This is a genomic window from Spiroplasma litorale, from assembly GCF_001267155.1.
In the GTDB taxonomy this organism is placed as follows: Bacteria; Bacillota_I; Bacilli_A; order Mycoplasmatales; family Mycoplasmataceae; genus Spiroplasma_A; species Spiroplasma_A litorale.
In genome coordinates this window covers 304,830-328,759 of record NZ_CP012357.1, presented here as the reverse complement: position 1 = coordinate 328,759, position 23,930 = coordinate 304,830, and the positions used below count along the sequence as shown (strand labels likewise).

General features: G+C 24.7%; 22 protein-coding genes. All 22 read right to left on the bottom strand.

The window, feature by feature from the left end; all coding sequences use genetic code 4:
• Positions 1-7: 7 nt before the first annotated feature.
• The gene (locus SLITO_RS01640) at positions 8-1,396 is read right to left on the bottom strand and encodes a sigma-70 family RNA polymerase sigma factor (protein ID WP_075058046.1); all 1,389 of its coding nucleotides are present in this window, start codon (positions 1,394-1,396) and stop codon (positions 8-10) included.
• Positions 1,397-1,398: 2 nt separating this feature from the next.
• Positions 1,399-3,285: a DNA primase gene (gene dnaG, locus SLITO_RS01635; RefSeq protein WP_075058045.1), complete on the bottom strand. Its 1,887-nt coding sequence runs from the start codon at positions 3,283-3,285 to the stop codon at positions 1,399-1,401.
• A gap of 12 nt (positions 3,286-3,297) precedes the next feature.
• Positions 3,298-4,671: a glycine--tRNA ligase gene (locus tag SLITO_RS01630; protein ID WP_075058044.1), complete on the bottom strand. Its 1,374-nt coding sequence runs from the start codon at positions 4,669-4,671 to the stop codon at positions 3,298-3,300.
• Positions 4,672-4,771: 100 nt separating this feature from the next.
• The gene (gene recO, locus SLITO_RS01625) at positions 4,772-5,551 is read right to left on the bottom strand and encodes a DNA repair protein RecO (RefSeq protein WP_075058043.1); all 780 of its coding nucleotides are present in this window, start codon (positions 5,549-5,551) and stop codon (positions 4,772-4,774) included.
• 8 nt (positions 5,552-5,559) lie between these two features.
• Complete coding sequence (gene era / locus SLITO_RS01620; protein ID WP_075058042.1) at positions 5,560-6,462, bottom strand: GTPase Era; 903 nt, start codon at positions 6,460-6,462, stop codon at positions 5,560-5,562.
• Between the two features lie 12 nt (positions 6,463-6,474).
• The gene (locus SLITO_RS01615) at positions 6,475-7,608 is read right to left on the bottom strand and encodes a hypothetical protein (protein ID WP_075058041.1); all 1,134 of its coding nucleotides are present in this window, start codon (positions 7,606-7,608) and stop codon (positions 6,475-6,477) included.
• Positions 7,609-7,616: 8 nt separating this feature from the next.
• Positions 7,617-8,288 carry a hypothetical protein gene (locus tag SLITO_RS01610; RefSeq protein ID WP_075058040.1) on the bottom strand — a complete coding sequence of 224 codons (672 nt, stop codon included), beginning with the start codon at positions 8,286-8,288 and terminating at the stop codon, positions 7,617-7,619.
• 58 nt (positions 8,289-8,346) lie between these two features.
• Positions 8,347-9,060, bottom strand: a complete 714-nt coding sequence (locus SLITO_RS01605; RefSeq protein WP_075058039.1) for a hypothetical protein — start codon at positions 9,058-9,060, stop codon at positions 8,347-8,349.
• Positions 9,061-9,085: 25 nt separating this feature from the next.
• On the bottom strand, positions 9,086-9,799 hold the full coding sequence (locus SLITO_RS01600; protein WP_075058038.1) for a hypothetical protein: 714 nt from the start codon (positions 9,797-9,799) through the stop codon (positions 9,086-9,088).
• Positions 9,800-9,823: 24 nt separating this feature from the next.
• The gene (cdd, locus tag SLITO_RS01595; protein WP_075058037.1) at positions 9,824-10,225 is read right to left on the bottom strand and encodes a cytidine deaminase; all 402 of its coding nucleotides are present in this window, start codon (positions 10,223-10,225) and stop codon (positions 9,824-9,826) included.
• A 2-nt stretch (positions 10,226-10,227) separates the two neighbouring features.
• The gene (locus SLITO_RS01590; protein ID WP_075058036.1) at positions 10,228-10,638 is read right to left on the bottom strand and encodes a diacylglycerol kinase; all 411 of its coding nucleotides are present in this window, start codon (positions 10,636-10,638) and stop codon (positions 10,228-10,230) included.
• A 35-nt stretch (positions 10,639-10,673) separates the two neighbouring features.
• A complete protein-coding gene (ybeY, locus tag SLITO_RS01585) occupies positions 10,674-11,144 on the bottom strand; it encodes an rRNA maturation RNase YbeY (RefSeq protein WP_075058035.1) in 471 nt (156 codons plus the stop codon).
• 31 nt (positions 11,145-11,175) lie between these two features.
• Complete coding sequence (locus tag SLITO_RS01580; RefSeq protein WP_075058034.1) at positions 11,176-11,550, bottom strand: hypothetical protein; 375 nt, start codon at positions 11,548-11,550, stop codon at positions 11,176-11,178.
• Positions 11,550-13,580 carry a cysteine peptidase family C39 domain-containing protein gene (locus SLITO_RS01575; protein ID WP_075058033.1) on the bottom strand — a complete coding sequence of 677 codons (2,031 nt, stop codon included), beginning with the start codon at positions 13,578-13,580 and terminating at the stop codon, positions 11,550-11,552. The genes SLITO_RS01580 and SLITO_RS01575 overlap by 1 nt, the downstream gene beginning before the upstream one ends.
• Before the next feature lie 33 nt (positions 13,581-13,613).
• On the bottom strand, positions 13,614-14,096 hold the full coding sequence (locus SLITO_RS01570; RefSeq protein ID WP_075058032.1) for an LSm family protein: 483 nt from the start codon (positions 14,094-14,096) through the stop codon (positions 13,614-13,616).
• Between the two features lie 25 nt (positions 14,097-14,121).
• A complete protein-coding gene (locus SLITO_RS01565) occupies positions 14,122-18,549 on the bottom strand; it encodes a PolC-type DNA polymerase III (RefSeq protein ID WP_075058031.1) in 4,428 nt (1,475 codons plus the stop codon).
• A gap of 12 nt (positions 18,550-18,561) precedes the next feature.
• Positions 18,562-19,773, bottom strand: a complete 1,212-nt coding sequence (locus SLITO_RS01560) for a M50 family metallopeptidase (protein ID WP_075058030.1) — start codon at positions 19,771-19,773, stop codon at positions 18,562-18,564.
• Positions 19,773-20,903, bottom strand: a complete 1,131-nt coding sequence (gene dxr, locus SLITO_RS01555; protein ID WP_075058029.1) for a 1-deoxy-D-xylulose-5-phosphate reductoisomerase — start codon at positions 20,901-20,903, stop codon at positions 19,773-19,775. The genes SLITO_RS01560 and dxr overlap by 1 nt, the downstream gene beginning before the upstream one ends.
• Positions 20,903-21,967 (bottom strand): phosphatidate cytidylyltransferase, encoded by a 1,065-nt coding sequence (locus SLITO_RS01550; protein WP_075058028.1) that lies wholly within the window; start codon positions 21,965-21,967, stop codon positions 20,903-20,905. The genes dxr and SLITO_RS01550 overlap by 1 nt, the downstream gene beginning before the upstream one ends.
• Complete coding sequence (gene uppS / locus SLITO_RS01545; protein WP_075058027.1) at positions 21,957-22,679, bottom strand: polyprenyl diphosphate synthase; 723 nt, start codon at positions 22,677-22,679, stop codon at positions 21,957-21,959. Before uppS ends, SLITO_RS01550 begins: the two co-directional genes overlap by 11 nt.
• 3 nt (positions 22,680-22,682) lie before the next feature.
• Positions 22,683-23,747, bottom strand: coding sequence for an aminopeptidase P family protein (locus tag SLITO_RS01540; RefSeq protein ID WP_075058026.1), 1,065 nt, complete (start codon positions 23,745-23,747; stop codon positions 22,683-22,685).
• Between the two features lie 30 nt (positions 23,748-23,777).
• On the bottom strand, positions 23,778-23,921 hold the full coding sequence (rpmG, locus tag SLITO_RS01535; protein ID WP_075048107.1) for a 50S ribosomal protein L33: 144 nt from the start codon (positions 23,919-23,921) through the stop codon (positions 23,778-23,780).
• Positions 23,922-23,930 lie beyond the last annotated feature (9 nt).

Genomic DNA, 23,930 nt, shown 5'->3' with positions numbered 1-23,930 from the left:
TTCCTCTTTAACCTTTAAAAAAATCTTTTAAAACTTTAGCTTTTTGATTTGAAGCTGTTGGTCTAAACTTACGAATTGTTTTAGCTTCAATTTGTCGGATTCTTTCTCTTGTTACCTTCAATTCTTTCCCAACTTCTTCTAATGTTTTTGGAGAATCATATTTTGACAAATGTAATTGAATTAATGAATTTCTAAATTTTTGGATTTTTTCAATTGGTGTATCATAGTGTATATCTAAATTAGCTACCTCTTTTGTTAAATCTTCATAAGTTTCATCTTCACACTCTTTAGCAAGTCTGATTAAAGTTCTTAATTTTGTTGGTAAAATTCCAAATCTCATTCTAACAACTTTTTCTTCTCTTGGAGCTAATATCTCTGCAAATACATCATCCATCACTTCTCTTAGCGCTTCTTTTTCAGCGTAATCATCTGGTGAAGAAATATCTTTATCTTCAACAAAATCTCCAAAATGAGTGTCATCTTCATCTCCGAAAGGTTTCTCAAGACTTATTGGTTCAATTGATAGTTTTTTAATTTCTACCACTTTTTGAGCAGTTATTCCTTTACCAAAAACTTTTGCAATTTCTTTTGGTGTCGGTTCTCTACCAAGTTCTTGAGTAAGTTGTCTTTCAATTCTTGTAAGTTTATTAATTGTTTCAACCATATGTACTGGGATTCTTATTGTTCTAGCCTGATCTGCAATAGCTCTGGTAATTGCTTGTCTAATTCATCATGTTGCATATGTAGAAAATTTAAAACCTTTTTTATAATCAAACTTATCTACAGCTTTCATTAAACCAATATTTCCTTCTTCAATAAGATCTGCAAAATCCAACCCTCTATTTAAATGTTTTCTAGCAACCGAAATAACAAGTTTTAAATTTGAAGTAATAAGTTTATCTCTTCCTTCTTTTATTTCGTCGGGATCACTTGATTCTAACATTTTTGCATATTCAACTTCTTCATCCTTACTTAATATTTTTGATGATCCAATTTGGTTAAAATATGATTTGATAATGTCTTGGATTTTTGTTTCGTTGCTAATTCCTCCAACTCTATACTTTACAGGACCACTATTAATGTTTGCTTGTTTTAAAGTTTTTCTTTCATTGTCTCTTGATTTAAATCCATCTTCTAAATCTGTTAAATCTACTTTTTCGTCTGATAAGTCTTCTAAATCTTCTTCATCAACAATTTCATCAGTAAAGACAACATCTTTTTCAGTTAAATCTTGAAATAATTGTGCTATTTCTTCTTCATCAATATCTTCGAAGTTTTTATTTAATACATCTTGTATTTCCTCTTGTGCGATTTCATTATCATTTTTTTCTAAATATATTCATAAACTATCTTTAAATTCCTGAAAACTATTATATTTTTTATTACCTAATGCCATTTTTAATTTCTCCTTTTTTGATAAATTATATTTCTTTGTTCTCTTAAATATTCAATATGTTCTAAATAACTTTTCTTTAATTCAAGACTATTAGAAACTTTAATTTTATTGTTGAACTCTTCAATTTCTAATTGAATTCTATATAATTCAATTACATCAAAACAATCATATATACCTTTTTTTGTTAAAGTTTTTTTTAGGTATGTAAAGTATTGATTTTTTATTTCAAATATTTTCTCACAATATAATTTATTAACATCTTTAATTTTATTTGCTATAATTTCTCAATTGTTTCCAAAATAATTTTTGCTTGTATATTGTTCTAAGATAAAAGTAATAATTTTTTTTGAAATAACTCCTTGTATCTTATTTATATTTTTTTCAATTTCTTCTAGTAGATCGTCACTTTCTAATAGATTTCATATTATTCATGCTTCTGCAAAATTCTTTGAGTTTTTTAGATATTTTAAATTATCTTCAACATTTGAAATTATCTTTGTTTGTGGTTTTTCAAAATAATCAAAATATGTATCTTCAATATCTGAAAAAACAACATTTTCTGGATTATTTTTATGTATTTCATTACGTTTATTTATTTCTTTTTTTTCGCTATTTAAAAACGAATCTTTAAGTACATTTCGTTCAATATTTGTTACTTCTGAAACTTTTGAAATTGCATTTTCAAACAATATATTGTTTTTTTCATACTTTAATATGTCAAAAATATTATTAATAAAGTCATTTAAACTACTATTATCACTCATATTTAAATCTTTTTTATAAACATCAATAAAAAAATCAATTGGGTGTCGTGCTTCAGAAATAATTTTTCTAATATAATCAATCTTATTATCAAAAACCAATTCATCAGGGTCTTTTAATGAATCATTATTTACAATTGTAACTTTAATATCTTTTTGCATTAGAATTTTAGCAATTTTAGCCGTAGCCTTAATTCCTGCATCATCATTATCTAAAAATAATTTAAAATTTTTAGTAATAGAAGCAAATTGTTTAATATGAAATTCAGATAGCGTTGTGCCCATAATAGCAACACTATTTTCAATGCCAATTTTATCTAAACTTATTACATCCATAAAGCCCTCTAAAATTATTATTTCATTTAATATTTTTACCTTCTTTTTAGAATTATTAAAATTATAAACTAGATTTGATTTTTTAAATATTTTATTTTCTATGCTATTTTTGTATTTTGGTTTATCTATATCATTAATAGCTCTTCCCGAAAAACCAATTATGTTTGAATCCGAATCCATTATCGGAAATATAATTCTATTTTCAAAAAATGGTGAGAATTTTGACCCTTTTTGATATATAACTCCCGATTCCACAATCAGTTCATGTGAGAATCCGCATTTTATTAAGTAATCATAAACATCGATAGTTTTAGGACAGTACCCAATTTTAAATCTTGAGATTTGATTTGGAGTTATTTTTCTTTTCAAAAGGTAGTTTTGTGCACCAATTGATTGGTTAGATGCAAGCAAACCATTAAATAAATTTGTTACAGATTGGTTTAATTCATAAAGTTTCGCTTCTAAGGTATTATTGCTTTTTTTTATATTAAAATCTTGTATACCTGAAATAGTTATTTTTAGTTCTTTTGCAATTAATATCAAAGCTTCAAAGAAAGATAGATTATTAAACTCTTGTACAAAAGTAATCACATTTCCACCAGTACCACAAACAAAACATTTAAATATTTTTTTATCTATCGATACATTTAATGAGGGGTCAGAATCATCGTGAAATGGACAAATCGCCACGTAATTGCGTCCTCTTTTTTTTAAATCAATGTAATTAGATATGATATCCACAATATTTGCATTGTTTAGAACCTTATCAATTTGATCTTGCTTTATTATCAAACTATACCTCTTTTAATTATTTATTTTATTATATAGATATAAATTTATGTCTTTTATTGCAACCCTATCTTGGTTCATAGTATCTCTATCCCTAATTGTGACTGAATTATCTAATTCAGTATCAAAGTCAACAGTTATACAAAAAGGAGTTCCTATAGCATCTTGTCTCCTATATCTTTTACCAATGTTGCCAGTTTCATCATAAGTTGCATCAAAATTTTTTAATAAGTTTTCAAACAAGTTTATAGAAAATGAAGATTGTTTTTTTTGTAATGGTAATACCGCTACTAAAAATGGAGCTAGTTTTATAGGTAGTTTAAGAATTGTTCTAGTATCATTTTCATTGATTTTTTCTTCATAGAATACATCACATAACAATGCAAGCATTAGTCTTTCAACACCAACACTTGGTTCAATTACATTTGGGATGTATTTTTCATTTGTTTCAGGATCTAAATAACTTAAGTCTTCTCCACTAAATTTTTGATGCTGAGATAAATCAAAATTTGATCTGTGAGCAATACCTCATAATTCGCCTCTTCCAAATGGGAAATTGTATTCTATGTCAACAGTTTTGTTAGAATAATGAGATAATTCATCTTTATCATGTTCACGTATTACATAATTATTTTTATTTATTTTTAATTCATTCATTAAAAATTCATTAACTTCATTTAATCAATGATCAAATCAATTATATTTGTCATTAGGCGAAAAGAAAAATTCTAATTCCATTTGTTCAAACTCTCTAGTTCGAAAAATAAAATTACCTGGTGTAATTTCATTTCTAAATGACTTACCAATTTGCCCAACTCCAAAAGGTAGTTTCTTTCTCAATGATCTTTGTGTATTTTTGTATTGCACAAAAATTCCTTGTGCTGTTTCTGGTCTTAAATATACTTTTGCAGTATCGTCTTCAATTGGTCCTTGAAAAGTTTTAAACATTAGATCAAATTGTCTAATATTTGTAAAAGTTATTTCATTACATTTAGGACATTTTATATTATTTTTTTTAATATAATTTTCTAATTCCTCATTGCTAAAAGTTCCAGCATTAACATTTGGAAACTTTTCTTCAATTAGTTTATCAGCCCTAAATCTTGACTTGCAATTTTTACAGTCAATTAGAGGATCATTAAAATTTCCTAAATGACCTGAAGCTTTTCAAACATTTGTATTTAATATTATTGAAGTATCAATACCAATGTTATATTTATTTCTTCTAACAAAAAAATTTCATCATTGATTTTTTAATTTATATTTTAATTCAGCACCCAATGGACCATAATCCCATGAATTTGCAAGTCCACCATATATTTCAGAACCTTGAAATATAAATCCCTGTGCTTTTAAATGCGCTATTAATTTTTCAAAATCTAAAGCCATTAAATTCTCCTACATAAAAAAAACGCAAACTTAGTTTGCATTTGTAAATACAATTGTAATTTAACAATAAATACAACACTATGTCAACCAACTATAAGTGTTATTTATATTGATCTGCAACTTGTTTGTCATATGTGAATGAAGGGTTTGATTTAAGCAATTTGATAGGTCCTAAATCAAAACCAATTATATCCTCAAAAAAGTCTACCAGTATACTATGTAAAATTAATAAATCATTTGTGTTAAATTTAATTTTGACAATCACATCTTTTTCTTTAGTATCAAAAATTCTTAGTAACTCTAAAAAAGAATATGGTTGAATTTGTTCATCTTTTTTAATACAACTTTTGCATATAAGTTCATTTTCAACATAATCAAATCTAACAATACTAATAGATTTTCTACATCTAGCACATTTTTTTAGTTTTAAACTATAATCTGTTAATTTTAAAACTTCAAATAAAAATACTAAATAGTTTAAAAAAGAGTTATTTTCCTTCGAAATATTACGCAAAGCAAATAATGAAATTTCAAAAATTTGATTATGTTTAAAAGAAATTTCATCAATTTGCAAAAGCACTTTTAAAATAATTGAAGAATATATGTAATTTAAATAATTTTTAGATATTTTATAAAAACTTTCTAATAAGGTCCCAGTTTTTAACTTACTCAAAGTATTTTTTGTACGTGATTTGAATATTTCAAATTCACTTAAACAATACAATTGAATAGAGTTCTTATTCTTTGAATTTGATTTATTAACTCCTGGAGCATAGAAAGATAATTTACCGTATAAATTTGAATATATAGTAACAACTTTTGCATAGTCTTCATAATCAGTGTTATCAATTACAATTCCATTAATTAAGTTTGTGCTCATTATAATTCCTAATAAGTATCTTTATCATACCCTAGTTGTTTTATTAACGATGGGGAACTTCTTCAATTTTCTTTAATTTTTACAAAAAGTTCTAAATAAACTTGTTTTCCAAACAATTCTTCAATTTTTTTTCTAGACTCAATACCGATATTTTTAATTCTACTACCTTTATTTCCAATAATAATTGGTTTTTGTGATTTTCTTTCACAGTAAATTGTGGCTAATATTCTTATAATTCTTTTATCCTCTTCAAGTTTATCAATAAGAATAGCAATGGAGAATGGAACTTCTTTATCTGTTTGTAATAGCAATTCTTCTCTTATAATTTCTCTGATTAAAAAACGTTCTGGTTGGTCTGTTATGTCATCATTTGGATAATACTTAATTCCTGTACTAGGTAGTTCGTTTTTGATAATCGAAAGTAAATTAGATATACTATCAAAATTATTATTTGAAATTAATATAACTTCTTTAAAATTAAAATTTTCTTGTTTTCAACTTCTAATTTTTAAATCTAATTGATCTTTTGAAACTAAATCAGTTTTTGTAATCACCAAAAATACTGGTGCCTCAACTTTAGCAAGATTTTTTAATATAAATTTGTCATTTTCACCTATAACTTCATCAGCTGGTGCTAAAAATAATATTACATCAACTCCCTTAACAGATGATAGAGCTACCTTATTCATAAATTTACCTAGTTCATGCTTAGGCGTGTGTATACCGGGCGTATCTAAAAATACTGCCTGGAAATCATCTTTGGTCAATATACCATTAATTTTGTTTCTAGTAGTTTGCGCTTTGTTTGTTACTATAGATATTTTTTTACCTAAAATTGTGTTAAGTAATGTTGATTTACCCACATTTGGTCTACCAACTATGCTTATAAATCCTGATTTAAAATTTTCCAAGTTTTTTCTCCTCTATATTATGTCGTCACTTTGTTTAATTTTTTCTTCTTCTAAGTATTTTTCGAAATCACCTTCATTTTCAAAAAGATTAATAGTTACGGCTTTAATTTCATGTCTTCCTTTTAAAGACCAAGTATAATAAATTGCAGATCTCAAACTTATTATAAAAGGTATTATAACTAAAGCTAATAAATACTTATAATATTGTTCATCTTTTCAAGCAACATTTTCAATAACATAAAGGCTGTAACATAATAAACCAAATAATAATGCAAAATTTAATCAATAAAATGCAACACTATATATATTATATGGAATTACATAAGCAGACACAAATACAAAGTAACCAAAAAATAAAATAACATATTTAAGAACTTGAAAATCTGTAGTCATAAAAATATCAAATAATTGAAATACACTTGCAATCAATATACATAGTCAACCTGTTGTAATCATTAATATTCTAGCTTTAATTTCCCCTTTAGTAACTCAAGTTTTAAATATGAATGCATTTTCTCGATCTTCAGTTTTACGATATCTATCAATTCTTACCCATTCTCTTTTTCACATATTTAAATCAACAAAGATTGTTTTCAATGGAACAAAAGAAAAAATACCTATTATTATTGCAAAAATTCAAATCCATTGTGTTTGCAACGCTTTAAGGAACTCTGAAACATCTGAGAATTTGTGAATTAACCCTACTCAATCAAATATAAAAATTAAACTTGCATAAAATAATAATTCACAAATGTATAAAGCATTAAAAATTGTAACAAATATTGTTGTGCCTTTACCTAAAGTCATGTTTAGCATTACTATTATTACGGTTGCTAAAATTATCATATGATAAACTTGAATTCCAGCTAAAAGATTCAATAGATTTATTTGATCACTGTATAATCAAGCATCTTCAACACCATTTGAAATTGCATAACCATATTGTTTAGATGCAATAAAAGCTGCATAAACATAAAATAAAAACCATATGAACTGAAAGGGCATACTAAAAGTTGCTTTACACACACTTTTTAATCGCGCTAAATAGTCAGTTTCAGAAACCATATTTACATGTTTAGATTTTAAAAACCTTGCTGTATACAAATTTCCTAATTTACTATTTATTAATCATTCAACTTTTTTCATAAATACCTCTATTTCAAAATCATATTAATAAAAATAAATAGTAAGCCCAAAAATCAAGACGCTATCGATATATAATAAACAATAATAAAATCTTTTCATACTTTTTCTTTTTTAACAAGGTTAATTTGTCTAATATCATCATTTATAGCTTTTTTAACATGATAATATTCTAGAAATTTTATTAAGGCACTAATCAATATTGCAATTACAAATAAAACTGATGTTGAAGCAACTCCAGTTTCTGATGTTAATTGCTTAACATTAAATAATCATCATAAACCATCTGTAAATACACCACCAAGAACTACCCCTATAAAAACACTTCATACCAATAAGTGTAGAGCAGCTTTTCTTAGAAGCGTTCTTTTAATATACATTTTTGCATAATATTCATTAAAATATCAAACAACTTCACGTGAATTATATTCCATTGCACCCCTAAAAATTGTAGAAGCATAATCCAAATCTTTATAAAGTCTTTTTTTGTTTACACCTGTAATTCTAGAAAGTCTAAGGTCAGTTTTTAATTTTTCAAATAGTTTTTCACCATCAACTTTAGTATGTAATCTACCATTTAAAATTCTACCTTGAATTAAACAGAAATATAATGGAATGAACATTAAAAAAAATAAACCTAATGCCGATAACACATCCAAGACAATTGTTTGTAAACTAACCATGATTTAACTCCTATTATTTAAGATTATATAAAAAAACCATTCAAAAGAATAGTTTTAATTATATAATTTTTTTTAATTGTAAACTGTATTGCGTTGAATTGTTATAACAAAAATCATATATTTTTTTAAAATAATAAGATTTCTTTCATTTTGAAATTGATATAGTGCTTAATTCATTATATAACATGTTTATCAAAGGAAACAATCATAAAGTTTGTGAATTTTTATCAACCATTGCAATTATAGGACTATAATCTTTAAATATTAAAAATGTTTGCAACAATATTCAAATAAATTGACTTGTGTATCTACCAAAAGTACCTTCTAAATACTGCTTATGACAAAATATTAATATTGGTTCAAGTGCTGCTTTTAAATTTTTAGCTTTTAAAAGGTTTTTAAGCAAACTGTTTATATCATTTAAAAATTCTTTTCTCTCAAAACTTTCTTCTTGAAAAAACTTTCAATAAGTACCATTGCAATCTAATGTAAGATATAAATTTTCTAAGTCTCTAATTTTTATAAATCATTTTTTTGTTTTTTTGTATCTTTGGTATCATAACTCAATAATGCTTTTAATTTCAACTCATGCTAATACAAATGCTTTAAATCTTCGGTCACCTAGAGTTATACCTCTATTATTTTTTACAAATAGTTCTGTAAAAATCCATTCAAGATCAATATTTCCTGATTCTTGGCCTATAAACTTAAGGAAATTTAAAGTGTGATCGACTCCGGATTTTACTCAAAATTTATTATTCTTATATAACATAATAGTTCCTTCAATCATTTTCTATTTAAAAATTATCTTTAACCAAATTAAAAAACTCAATTTTATCATTTCATATTGTTTCAAGTTCTTTTAATTCTTCACAATTTTTTCATTTGCTTTTATCATTTGTTTCAAGAAAAGTTGTTACCTTTTTGCTTAATTCTAAAACATAATTTAAATCATCAATATCATTAAATAATATTGGTCCTATATCCTTACAAATAAATGCCATTTGTGTAAAATAACAAAAAAACATAATTGTTGTTCATTCTCCAATATATTTATGTACAATAAAATCATACAAAGAAAAACAAAATTTTTCTAAGATTTCATTAACATCAGAAGTATCATCTAATTCTTTTATTAATATAAACAGTTTTTTAATAAATATAGTTTTTTTATCATTCTCTACTATGAATTGATTGCAATATTCTTCAGATGGATCGAGAATTTTATAAATTGTAGTTAAAACATCCAAATTAAAAGCATCAGTAAATTTTTTGTTACCTTCTAAATCATCTTTGAAATTTAAAACAACTAGTCTAATGTAATCTCATGCCTTAACGAGATTAATTACGTCATCTGTAAATATATTGGATTCTTTTGTACTTAAATAATCTCTGTTACTTATAAAATCTTCTAATTCGTCAATTGAAATATCAATATTTCTATATGTTGAAAAAAACCATATAAATTGTGTACCAGTTTTTACTCAAAAATTTTCTTTAGTGTAATACATAAATCTCCTTATAAAATCAATACTTTATTCAAGATTATTTTTATTAAATGAATAAGGTAATAATTCCCCCAGCATATGCGAACTATTATAACCATTACTATTAAAAATATAAATTTTAGTTTTTTCTGAGAAAAACTCTGCTAATGTTTGTCTACAAGTACCGCATGGGTACACAGGTTTATCTGAATTGGCATATAAAGCAATAAAGTCCACTTCACTATTAATATACCCTTTTGAAATGAATTGTGCAATCATCGATCTTTCTGCACAAATAGTTGGATTATAAGCTGCATTTTCAATATTTACGCCATTTATAATAGTGTCATCCTTTAAATATAAAGAGCAAACTACATTAAATCTTGAGTATGGTGTGTAACAATACCTTTCATTATCTTTTAAAACATTAAATACTTTTTCTAGATTCATAACTAAACGCCCACCATATCACTAATTTTTTCAATTAAAGGTGGTAAATATATTAAAAAACCAATAACTACTGATAAAATGGCATTTATTATACTTGCAGCGGCACATATATCCTTTATTTTTTTTACTTTAATGTCGTATTCAAAACTAAGCAAATCAACAAAATTTTCAATAGATGTATTTAAGAATTCAAAACCTAACAAAACTCCAATTGTTAAAATAATTATTGATCAGCTAATAACATCAAGTTTTACCCAAATTCCTAATCCAATTGCAATTATAATTGCAATAAGATATACAATCAGAGTTGACTCTTCCTTAAAAGCAGTATAAACACCTCTCGCAGCATTGGTGAACTTATTTTTTAACCTTGTTCTAACCTTTGCTCTTTTTGAACCTTTTTTTCTTGCCATAATAATTCCTTTTTATATTAATTATATATTTTAAATTATAAATATATATATTTTACTTTTATTTTGCTTAATATTTTATCAGTTAACGAAAACATTTCTTCAGACTCTTCCTTAGTTTCATGATCAAAACCTAATATATGAAGTAGGCCATGAACAAATAGTCATGAATACTCTGTTTTTGGTGAATGATTAAATTTATTTGCTTTTTTAGCTGCTTCATTGGGTGCGATAAAAATATCCCCAATTTCTTTGAAATTCATTTGCGAGTATATATTATATTCATCATTTATAGGAAATGACAAAACATCACCAACATAGTTTTTATTTCTATACTTATTATTTAAGTAAATTGATTTTTCATCTGATATATAATTAACTGACAATGATAATTTATTGTTTAAGTTTGTATACTTTTTTACATATTTTAATAATTTATAAAATAATTTTTCGTATTTTTTTAATTCTTTTATTTCAACTTCGTAAATAAAATCAATATTATCTTTCATTTTTTCACCAAATTAATTATAACAATTTATATTATCCATATAACAAATATGAAAATATACTTATTTTTCCCAAATATATATAAATATAATCATTGTTTTTTGCATTTGTAAAAAGTATTTCATCTTCAATTTTTATTAATCCATTAACCAATAATAGTTTATCGCTATTAATACTTACTTTATAAGTATCAACAATTGCTTCTACTTTTTCAATTTTATTTATATTTATTTTTTCCTTAGAAACTATGTAATATTCATTTACAAGTTGGTCAAAATAGTCTAATTTTTTTTCTATACTTATATTCCCAATTATTACTTCGTCTATTTTAAAGTAATTTAAAAAAAGTATTACTAAAACAAAAAAGAAAAATATTGATATTGTTATTTTAATCTTAAAACTATTCATTACATTACCTCAATTCTATTTGGAAAAAAACTTCTGTAAATTGGGTCATGATCAGTCATTATTATTAATTTATCTTTATTTTTTTCATAAAATAATTTAAATAAGTAATATGCGGTTTCTTTTTCAACATTACTTAATGGTTCATCAATTAAATATACTTGTTTTTCTATAAAAAACAAACTCATAAAATTGATGATTTGCCTTTGACCTTTACTAAGATTTGCACCATTATCATAGACTTCTTTATCAATATCTATTGAGTTATTTTTTAAAATATCAAAAAAATAATAGCTTTTAAACAAATTTACATCAATTTTATTTTTAAACTGTTGTATATTTTCTCAAACTGTTCCGTCAAATATAAAATCATATTGACCTAAATAAATTACATTATTGCTATAATTTTCTTTATCAATATCTTTAAAAGTAGTGCCATTAATTAATAACTCACCGTCAAAAGAATTAAAAAAACCAGTAACTATTTTTAAAATACTCGTTTTTCCAACTCCACTTTTTCCATAAATTAGGGTATTATCGTTTATTGTATAATTAAAATCTTTTATACATTTTTTTGCTCCAATGTACTTTGTTATATTTTTAAATTCAATGGATTTAATTTCTTTAATTTTTTTATATGCATTTTCATTATTTTTTTTACTTAAAGTAAATATAAAAAATAAATTATTACTCGCAATTTTATATGACTCATAATTGTTCAAGAATCCATTTATAGTATTAAAGAATCCATTTATATGTACGCTTATTGTTGTATAAAATAAAAGTTCTGTTACGTTAAAAGTGTTTTTTAAAATTAATAGATATGAAATATAAAATAACAAATAGTAAAAAAATATATTAACTAAACTTATTAAAGAATTAATCTTTATTTTTATTTCCTCAATTTGATCTGATGAGTAATAAAAATTATTAGCCTTAACATTAATATCTTTTATAAATTTATTATTTAGTTTTTTATATTTAATTTCTTCGTATGAATTAAAGTACTCAGTAATTTTTTTAGAAAAATTTATTGTTTTTCTTTCTGCGTTTAGATACTTATCTTTTAAAACCCCATTAAATAAAATCGATATTAATATTACTATAAAGTTATCTATCAAAATTATTATTAGCAGTACAGGAGACAGGTTTAAAATAACTATTAAAGTTAATATAAATAAAATTAATTCAACAGGTATATTTATTGAAGAAAATACAATCATATCTGCTAATTCTCTAATATAAGCAATTTTTTTATATCACTCTTCCTTTTTTAAAGATTTAAATTCTTCAATTGATATTTGATTTAATTTACTTATATAATCTGAAAATATATTTTTAATAATTTTATTTTTTATATTTTTTGAAATTACTTTATAAGTAAATGTTAATGATATTTCAAATAAGCTTAGCATTATAAAAATTATAAAAAATTTTATTTTATAATTTTGATTATCAAAATTTAACTCATTTATATATTTTTTTAAAAAATTGCTATTTAATAAAATTAAAAAATTTATTACTATTGAAATAAACAAAACACTTAAAATAGCCTCCCTATTGCTATTCAAATAACAATATCAATTTAACACTTTTCTTTTTTCAAACTTTATTTTCTTATTTAATTTAGTTAAACCTAAAAATCCACTAAACTTATTTTCTAAGTCATCTATTTTTATTCAGCTAAAATCATTTGAGTTAGGATCCGCTATTAAACATTTATTTTTATTTTTTTTAATGATAATTATAAAATGTGTTTCATTATTTTCATTACATAAACTTAAAACATGTGGTTTAGATATATCAATTTCTTTCAATTCTTTAAATGTACAACTATATGAAATAAACTCAATACCATAATTTAACAAAATATTTTCAATGTCTAAAAAACTTAGTAACTCCTCTTGAATTTTGTTTTCATATTTTATGTCTTCTAAACTAAAATTTCTATTACAATAATAATTTATTAGCATAGCAGATACAGCTACTCCACAATCATTTATATTTTTTTGTTTTAAAAATTTAAATTTCATTATTAACCCATAAATAAAATCGATAAAAAAAAATTAAAATTTGATTGCAAATCTAATAAATTCGATTTGATCTCATTTTAATTTTATTTTTTTAATTCTTCCTTTAATATTAACGCTAAATGTATAATTATCTATTGCATCAATTAGTGTTGCATTAAAATCATCCAATCCATCAATTGGTTCTTTCAATTTTAAATACAAATATTTACCCATTGATAATTTCAATGTATCTTCATTTTTAATCTTTCTTTCAGCTCCTGCACTAGAAACTTCTAAAAGATATTTTTCATCTGTACTATCAATTTTATCTAAAAGAGTTGATAATTTTTCATTTGCAGAAATTAAATTATCAAATTCAACATTTAGTTTGCTTGAATCCATATTTTCAACTAATATTTGAATAACATTAGAATCAAACTCTTTTGTAAAGTTAATTTCATATAACTTTAAACCGCAACTCTCAATTTCGCTAACTATTAGTTTTTTATTTTCCTGTATTATATTTTTTAAATTCATTTTAATTTCCTTTAAAGGTATTATACTAAAAATCGAATGATAATTGGTCGTCATTTCTTAAACTATTTAAAATATTTAATTTTTTAAATATTTCAATTTGAGTTTGTGTGACTTGAGTTCTTCTTTTTAAATCTTCTAAAGTTACTATTTGTCTATCATTTCTTGCATTAACAATTGAATTTGCAACTGTCTCCCCAAGTGAATCAATAACGTTAAATGAAGGATATATATATTTTTTATTTTCCTCCTCATCAATAACAATTTTAAAAGTTGTTGCATTAGAAATGTTAAAATCAATATTTTTAAAATTTATACCCCTAGAAAACATTTCCAATATAACTTCATATATAGGCAATAAACCAGATTCTTTTGCAGAAACAACTTCTTTATTATTTTGTTTAAATTTTATTTCTTTTATTTTTTTCAAAACTTCTTCTTTTCCACTTAATGCTGTTTCAATGTCAAAGAAATCTGCTCGGGTTGAAAATCAAGTAGCATAGTATTCTTCAGGATAATAAACTTTATACCAAGCTACCCTATAAGCCATTAAAACATAAGCGGTCGCATGAGCTTTAGGGAACATATATTTTATTTTTTGGCAACTATCAATATATCATTCAGGTACATTGTTTGATTTCATTAAAGATATGTATTCTTGTTTTAATCCTTTTCCTTTTCTAACATCTTCCATAATTTTAAATGAGTTAGAAGCGTCGATTCCCATATTCATTAAATAAACCATTATATCGTCCCTACAACCAATAACAGTTGAAATTGTTGCGATATTATTTTTAATTAAATTTTGAGCATTTCCAATATAAACATCAGTTCCGTGGCTTAATCCAGAAATTTGGACTAAATCGGCAAATGTTTTTGGTTGTGTTTCTTTTAACATTGCTCTAACAAATTGTGTTCCAAACTCAGGTAAACCAAGTGCACCCGTGGTTTCGCCATTAATATCCTCAGATTTTAAATTCAATGAACTCAAGTTTGCAAACAGTGCATAAACTTTATCATCATTGGTTGGTATATTAATTGGGTCAACACCTGTTAGATCTTTTAACATTTTAAGCGCTGTAGGGTCTACATGTCCTAAAACGTCCATTTTTAATAAGTTATCATGGATTGAGTGAAAATCAAAATGTGTTGTCAATCAATCACTTGAATCGTCATCAGCAGGATAATTAACTGGTGTAAAATCTTCTATTTCAAATTCTTTGGGAAGTATTATAATTCCACCAGGATGTTGTCCTGTTGTTCTTTTAACACCTGTCGAAAGCAAAGCAAGTCTATTAACTTCAGCTCTTCTAACAGACTCTTGAGCAACATTATTTTTTTCTAAGTGCCCCAAAACATAACCATAAGCAGTTTTTTCTGCAACAGTTGATATAGTTCCAGCTCTAAAAACATTATTTTCACCAAAGAGCTCTTTAACAAAATTATGAGCAACTCCTTGATATTCTCCCGAGAAATTAAGGTCAATGTCAGGTATTTTATCCCCATCAAAACCTAAAAACGTTTCAAATGGTATATCATGACCTTCTCCAAAAAGTTCACATCCGCATTTTGGACAAAGTTTTTTTGGCAGATCAAATCCACATTTATATTTATTATCTACATCAAAGTTTGAATATTTACATTTTTTACAAATATAATGTGCTTTTAAAGGATTTACTTCTGTAATATTTGACATTGTTGCAACCAATGAACTACCAACAGATCCTCTACTACCAACTAAATAACCATCTTTATTTGATTTATTTACTAATAAATGACTAATCCAATAAACAACGGCAAAACCATGTTTAATTATTGAAGCAAGTTCTTTGTCTAGCCTTTCTTTAACAATTTCAGGTATTTCTTCTCCATACATTTCTTTTGCATTTTTATAACATTCTTCTGTTAATAATTTATCAACATTTTCTATTTTTGGAGTATATAATCCTGATTTTAATGGTTTTATATCTTCTTCAATTAAATTAGCAATTTTGTTTGTATTAGTTACAACGATTTCAAATGCAAGGTTTTTATCTAACCAATCAAATTCTTTTAACATTTCATCGGTTGTTCTTAGATGTTGATCAGGATTATCATTAACTCTTTGTTTAAAGTCATATAAGGGGTGATAAGCTCCCCCAAGGCCTTTTGTATTAATATAAATATCTCTTATAATTTTATCCTCAGGGTTAACGTAATGAGCATCACTAGTAGCTACAACAAGTTTATTTTGTTTTTTAGCTTCTTCTATAATTTTTATAATAATTGATTTTAACCTATCTACTTCCAGATCCTTTGTTTGCAAAAGTTTTTTATAAACACTAATTGGTTGTATTTCAATATAATCGTAGAACTTAATTGCTTCAACAAGCATTTCATTCGTTCCTGTTCGTAAAATATCAAAAACTTCCCCATTTTGACAACCTGAACCTACTAAAATATTATTTTTATTTTTATACTCTTTTAAAATAGATTTAAAAATTTTAGGACTACCTAAAAAGTTTTTGACATGTGAAAAAGATATTATTTTATATAAATCTTTTAGTCCTTCTTGATTTTTTGCCAGTATGTTAATGTGTTGACCCTTAATCCTTTTATAATGTTCATTTACAAAAATATTATCGGGTGTAAATTTATTTCAATCAACATCAAAATCAATTGCTACATTTTTTTTAGCATCATTTCACATATGTTCATAAACATTTGTTAAAACCTCTGCATCATAATCAGCCCTATGGGCATTTTTTTCATCATATATTATGCCAAAAGCTTTTGCAACAGTACCAAGTCTATGATTTTTCAAATCTGGTTTCATTACTCTTGCAAGCGTCAAAGTATCAATAATAGTATTATTTAATTCTCCGTGACCTAATTTGTTTGATCAAGATTGTAAAAAATTAAAGTCAAAATTTGCATTATGTGCAATTAAAATACCATTTTCAATTATTTTTAAAATGTTTAAAAACTCAACTTCTATTGGATTTTTATTTGACAACATTTCATTTGTAATGTTAGTTAATTCAGTTGTAAAATTACTTATTTTTATAGTTGGTTTAATCAAAATATCGTATCTTTTTGATGTTCCAGCTTCATAATCATAAACATTTGCACCAAATTCAATTATTTCATCAAACTCTGGTGAAAGACCAGTTGTTTCTAAGTCAAAAACTACAAATTTTGCTTTTCTCAAATTTTGATTTTTAGCGTTTTTAACTATTCAGAAGTCCTCATTCAACATAGATAGTTCGCTTCCATATATAAGTTTTAATTTATTTTCAGATTCTTTTTTATTTATTTCATTAAGCGCATTAAAAGCATCTGGAAAACATTGAACATTTAAATGATCTGTTATTGCAATTGCATTTCACCCATAATCCTTAGCAGCCTTTAAATAATCTTTAACACTGCTAACACCGTCCATTACAGACATTTTAGTGTGTGTATGTAATTCAACTCTTTTTTGAGTTGATTTATCTGCTCTTTTGCAATCCTTAGAATCAATTTTCTTATACTTATTTATATAGAAAATATAACTTTTATCATATGTTGAATAACTATAATTACCATTAAACGAAACTCAATCATTAACTTCTATTAAATCGTCCTTAAAATTATCTAGGAATTTCTTAGTATTTTCATTTAAAGAGTCAAAAAAAGTTGGTTCTTCATTTTTTTGAAAAAAAACACAATTAATTGATGAGGTTTTATCAGTTATTGAAAGAGAATAAATATTTCTATTTGATTTTGATTTTCTAATTTCTTTTGAAATAACTTTTCCATGAATTGTAACATTTTGAGCATTTTCTTCTAAATCATTTAAGCACTTATAGCTTGATGAATCTAATATTGAAGAGTTAGTTTTATATTTTGGAGTAAATGTTTTTTTTGTTTGTTTTGTGAATATTTTATTATTTATAACATTTTCATCACTATATTCATCTTTAATTTTTTCTAATATTTCAAAATGATTATTAAAAACTTTTATATCAAATGCCAAATTGTTAAAACCATATTTTTTTAACTTTAAATCATAGTAATCTATATGTTTTAAAATTACTTCTTTTTCCATAAAACTAGATACATTAAAAACAATTTTGTTTTCGTTTTCAATATAACTTATTGAGTCAAAATCTATCGAGCTTATAACCCCACCCTTGACTTCTGCTTTATTTTCTTTAATATACGAAATGTATTCTCAAATAAGATTTTTATTGTAATTTTGATTTTTAACTTTAATGCAAAACTTTATTATATAGTCACTAATAGAATCAATTTTGTTTTCTAAACTATTTAAAAATGATGTTTCTAAAAAATAATCACTTAATAAAGTAATTTTGATAAACTTATCTTTTGTATTAACAACAATTTTTCTATCAAGAATGCATTTATTTAATATTAATAATTCTTTATTTTCAAAACTAATATTGTATTTATTAAAAAAAGTTATTAAATCCACAAAGCACCTCAGCTAACCAATTATATCTTTTACCGTAACAATAATTATTAATAACAGGAACACAACAAATCCAATCGTATTTGCAATTATTTTATATTTTAAAGACAATTCTCTTTTAAGAATCATTTCTAAAAAGTTTTCAATCAATCTATAACCATCTAGAGGCGGGAAAAATAATAAATTAAATATAAATAAGTTTGCAGAAATTGCAGCTGCAAATAAAAAATAATCCTCAGCTGAGTTAAGAACTTGTGCGGTTTGTTTCGCCACACCAACAGGCCCAGCTAATCCACCAAAATTTCCAATGAATAAATTTCCGATTGCTTTTAAAAAAGTTACCGAAGAGTCAAATGCCTCTATTCATCCAGCTCCATATGCTGCCCCTGCATTTTCATATAATCTTGTTGGAGGTGATATACCAACTGTTTCTCCTTTTTCAATACTAAATTTATTTGTATATTTAATTTCTGATATTGCATACCCATGGTACTTGTTTACTTCTTTATAAGAAAATTCTATTTTGACATCTGTATCATTATCTTCAATTTTTTTTAAATTGTCGATAAAGTTATATACTGTTTTTTTGTAATTTACAGCTTTATCATTTTCTTTATAATTGATTGAATTTTCACAATTACTTTGATCTTTATTTTTACATATATTATCAAAAATAGGATTTTCATCATTTCTTTCTTTAGATGTTAATTTAAATCCTCAGATTACAAATTCTTGACCTACATAATTAATATTGCCTTCTGCATCTTTTATTGCTTTTGCAGCAACTTTTTCTTGGTCATATATAGATCCAAAAAAAGTCATATCATTTTTTTTATGCTGAACAGCAGCAAAAATAATTGAAAAAAGAAATATTGCTAATAATAAATTTATAAAAGGTCCAGCTAATATAAAAAACATTTTTTTTCATCTTGCAATGTAATCTAATTTTCGTTCATCAGGTACAATTTCGTTTTCTCTACCTTTTGGAGGTTCAACTTTATCTGATGCAATTGAACAATAACCACCAAGAGGAATAGCTCTAAATGTAACTCATGTTTCTTTAGTTTTAATTGAAAAAATTTTAGGACCAAACCCAATTGAAAATTCATATACATAAGCTTTTGAAATTTTGGCAACAATAAAATGACCTAGTTCATGTATTGTAATAATTATAAGTAATGTAAAAATACCAACAATTATACCTAAAATTATCATTCCTGCACTCATTATTTAACTCCAATCATTTTAATAGTCTTTTCTCTTATAAAAGCATCATAAATGTAAATTTCATCAATAGAGTTGATTTCTTTGTTTTCAATACTTTTAAATATCTTTTCTACTATAAATGTTATATCAAAAAAACTAATTTTATTGTTTAAAAAATAATCTACGCAAACTTCATTTGCTGCATTTAATGCAATTGACTTTGAATTATGACTTTTAATACACTCAAAAGCAAAACTAATAGGTGGAAACCTTTTTTCATCTATTTTTTTAAAAGTTAATTCAAAGCCGCCAATTCAGTCTAAATCCTTTTGATCTTTAAAACACGTACGATTAGGATAATTTAAAAAGTAATTAATAACTTGCTTCATATCAGGTTTTGACATTTGAGATTTTACACTATTATCATCAAACATTATCATTGAATGAACTATAGATTCTTTATGAACAATAACATCTATATTTTCAGTATTAAATAAGTGATAAGCTTCTATAATTTCTAATGATTTATTAAACATAGTCGCACTGTCAACAGTAATTTTTTTTCCCATAGATCAGGTTGGATGTTTTAAAGCATCATCCAATTTAATATTTTTAGTTTCTTCTAGTGAGAGATTTAAAAAAGGCCCGCCCGAAGCAGTTAATAAAATTTTTTTGATTTTGTTTTTTGACTCCAAACATTGAAATATTGCACAATGTTCAGAATCTATTGGATAAAGTCGAGATCTTTTATTATTTTTAAGTAAGTTGTTTATTATTTTCCCGGCAACTACTATAGATTCTTTGTTTGCGTTTAATAAGATTAATCCTTTTTTAATTGATTCAACAGATACATTCAATCCAAATACACCACTTAATGCATTAATAATAATGTCCACTTTGTCATTAAACAAATCAAGTATATTTGTATCAATAAAATCAACATTAGGAAATTTAAGAGTTAATTCCTCAGTTTTAATATTTAAATAAACTTTTTTAATTGAGTCAAATTCATTTAATATTCTTTCTAAAACACTTGTGTTATTCCCAATCGATATTGAAATTAACTTAAATTTGTCTTTATTCTCTTTTAATATATCTATAGATTGCATACCAATATTGCCAGAAGCTCCAAACAAAATTACATTCTTCATTAAAACACACTACTCCCTAAAATTATTATTATAAATAGTATGAATAATGCAAAAATTATTGAATCTAATCGATCTAACAATCCACCATGTCCTGGAAGAAGATTTGAGTAATCTTTTATATTAAATAATCTTTTAACATATGAAAATAATAAATCGCCATATAATCCAATTACAGGAAATAATAACGATAATATAACATAAACAATTATTTCTCCTGCTTTTGAATTATTTCCTAAAAAAACCATCATTTCAAAAAGAGGTTTATTAACAGGATTGCAAAAATAAAATATTAAAGCATAAGTAATTGCAAAAATAAAAGAACATGATAAACCAATTGCAGCACCTTCTCAGGTTTTTTTAGGACTAATAACTGGAGCTAATTTTGTTTTACCTCATCTCATTCCTCCCAAATAAGCAAATGAATCATTAAATATAATGATTAGTCAAACCCAAACAATGGTATTAAATGAAAATCTACCGACAATTTTGCCTCCAAAATCAATTCTACTCAATGATATGATTGTAAATGCTTTGAAAGCAAATACAATCATTAAAGTTATTGCGAAGTTTATAATAATACCTTTATAGTTTTTAGATTTTGAAAGGTATACACACAACAATAAAATTAAAAAGAATAAAAATATTATTAATGGAAGTTGTCAAGAACTTAATCAACCTCCTAAACTCATTAAACTATAAAATGATAAATTTCTATAAAGATTTATGTTTATAGGATAAAAAAACATAATTAAAGATATTGATATAATAACAAGTTGAAAGTATCATTTTTTAAAATTAGTAGCAGAATTAATTTCAAATTGACATAGAATCAAAATTATTGATGTTAGGAAAATTAAAAAATATGCTGCAATTTCAATATTTTTTAATTCACTTAATAGAGTATAAATAGCACCTAAAGAAACATAAATTAGAAGAAATATTAATAGTATAATGGATGTTATTATTCTTTTTTTAAAATTTGATATTGCAACAGAAGATTTAAATCTATTGGAACCAACTTCCTGATTTTTATCTACTAAGTCTTCTTTTTGGTTATTTTCCATTTTTTATTTCTCCATATCTTCTTTCTCTACTTATGTAGTTATCAATAGCAACTAACAAGTCATGCTCTCTAAATTCTGGTCAATATTTCTTTGTAAAATATAATTCTGCATAAGAAGCTTGTAACAACATAAAGTTACTTAATCTTTGTTCCCCACCGGTTCTAATTAACAAATCAATTGGTGGGGTACCTTCAGTATACAAATATTTAAATAAATCTTTAATTTCAAAATCATTTTTATTTAATAGTTTATTTTCACAATCATCCATTATTTTTTTAATTGCATTTTGAATTTCATCGAATGAACCATAATCAATGCACAAATTAAAAATTAATGAACTACAATTTTTTGTTTTTTCTTCTACTTCTTCAATTATTTTTTTTGTTTCGGTTGGCATCCGATCTCTTCTACCAACTCAAACAACCTTTATATCATTTTTTAAATATTCTTCTTGTTTTTTTCTATTAAAGAAGTCAACTGGGAAGTTGATCAAAAATTCAACTTCTTTATCAGGTCTATTTCAATTCTCTGTAGAAAAACAATAAAAAGAAGCATATTTTATATTTTGCTTCTTTATCGCTAAAATTGTTGGTCATATATTTTGTATACCAACTCTATGACCATAAGTTCTTGGTCTATGAAATTTTTTTGCTCAACGTCCATTACCATCAATAATTAGAGCAATATGTTCAATTTTTGAAATATAAATCACCTATTATTTTACTATTTGTAATTTTCTTAATGGTGTTGTTAAGTAATCAAAACCTTTTGAAGTTACAAGAATGTCGTCTTCAATTCTTACTCCACCAGTACCAGGAATATATATTCCAGGTTCCACAGTCACACACATACCTTCTTCAAGTATTTTGTCCCCTGCAACAGAATTATATGGTTCTTCGTGAATTTCAATCCCTAAACCGTGTCCAGTTCCGTGTGTAAAATATTCTCCATATCCTTTTGAATCTATGTAATCAAAGCAAATTTTATGGATTTCACTTGTTTTAACACCTGGTTTAATACTATTTATACCTAATTCCTGAGCCTCATATACTATTTGATAAATTTCATTTATTATAGGGTTACCATTTTCACCCATTACAAATGTTCTTGTTTGATCTGAGCAATATCCATTATACTCACAACCCATATCTAATGTAACAAAATCATTTTCATTAATTACTTTATCAGATGGTACAGCATGTGGTTTGCTTCCATTTTTACCACTTGCAACAATTGTATCAAAACTTAATTTTTGAGCACCTTTTTGTAAAAAAGTGTTTGTAACAAAATTTGATAATTGGATTTCTGTCATACCCGGTTTAACATATGATAGAACCTCTAAAAAAACTTCATGTGTTATATCACATGCTTTTCTAATTTGACAAATTTCTCATTGATCTTTTATCATTCTTACAGATTCAAAATTGTAACCTTCAACTTCAGATTTCAAATGTTTTTTAAAAAGATCTGCTTGGCTACAATATACTCAATCGCTTTCAAAAATAACTTTTTTAATGTTTTTATTTTCAATTTCATGATTTAATAACTCATAAATTTTTTTAAATTCCAAAATTTTATCAATATTAGTTACTGAGTCTGATTCCCTTGCAGCAGTAATGTATCTACCATCCAAAAAAAGTATACTTTCATCTTCTGTATATAATACATAGCCTAAACTAGATTGAAATCTTGAGAATCAATATCTATTTTGAGGCGAATACAACAAGATAGCCTGAGCACCAGTTTCTTTTAAAATTTTGTTTAGAATTTCTTTTTTCATATTTTTTTCTCCTGGTTTAAATACAAAAGATTATTTTTTTTGCTTATGTGTTTGGTGTGCATTACATTTAAAACAATGTTTATTAACTTCAATTTTGTCTTTTCTTTTATCGTTTTTTGCAATATAATTTTCTTCTTTGCAAACTGAACAACGTAAGATAACTCCTTCGCGCATTTTAAAACC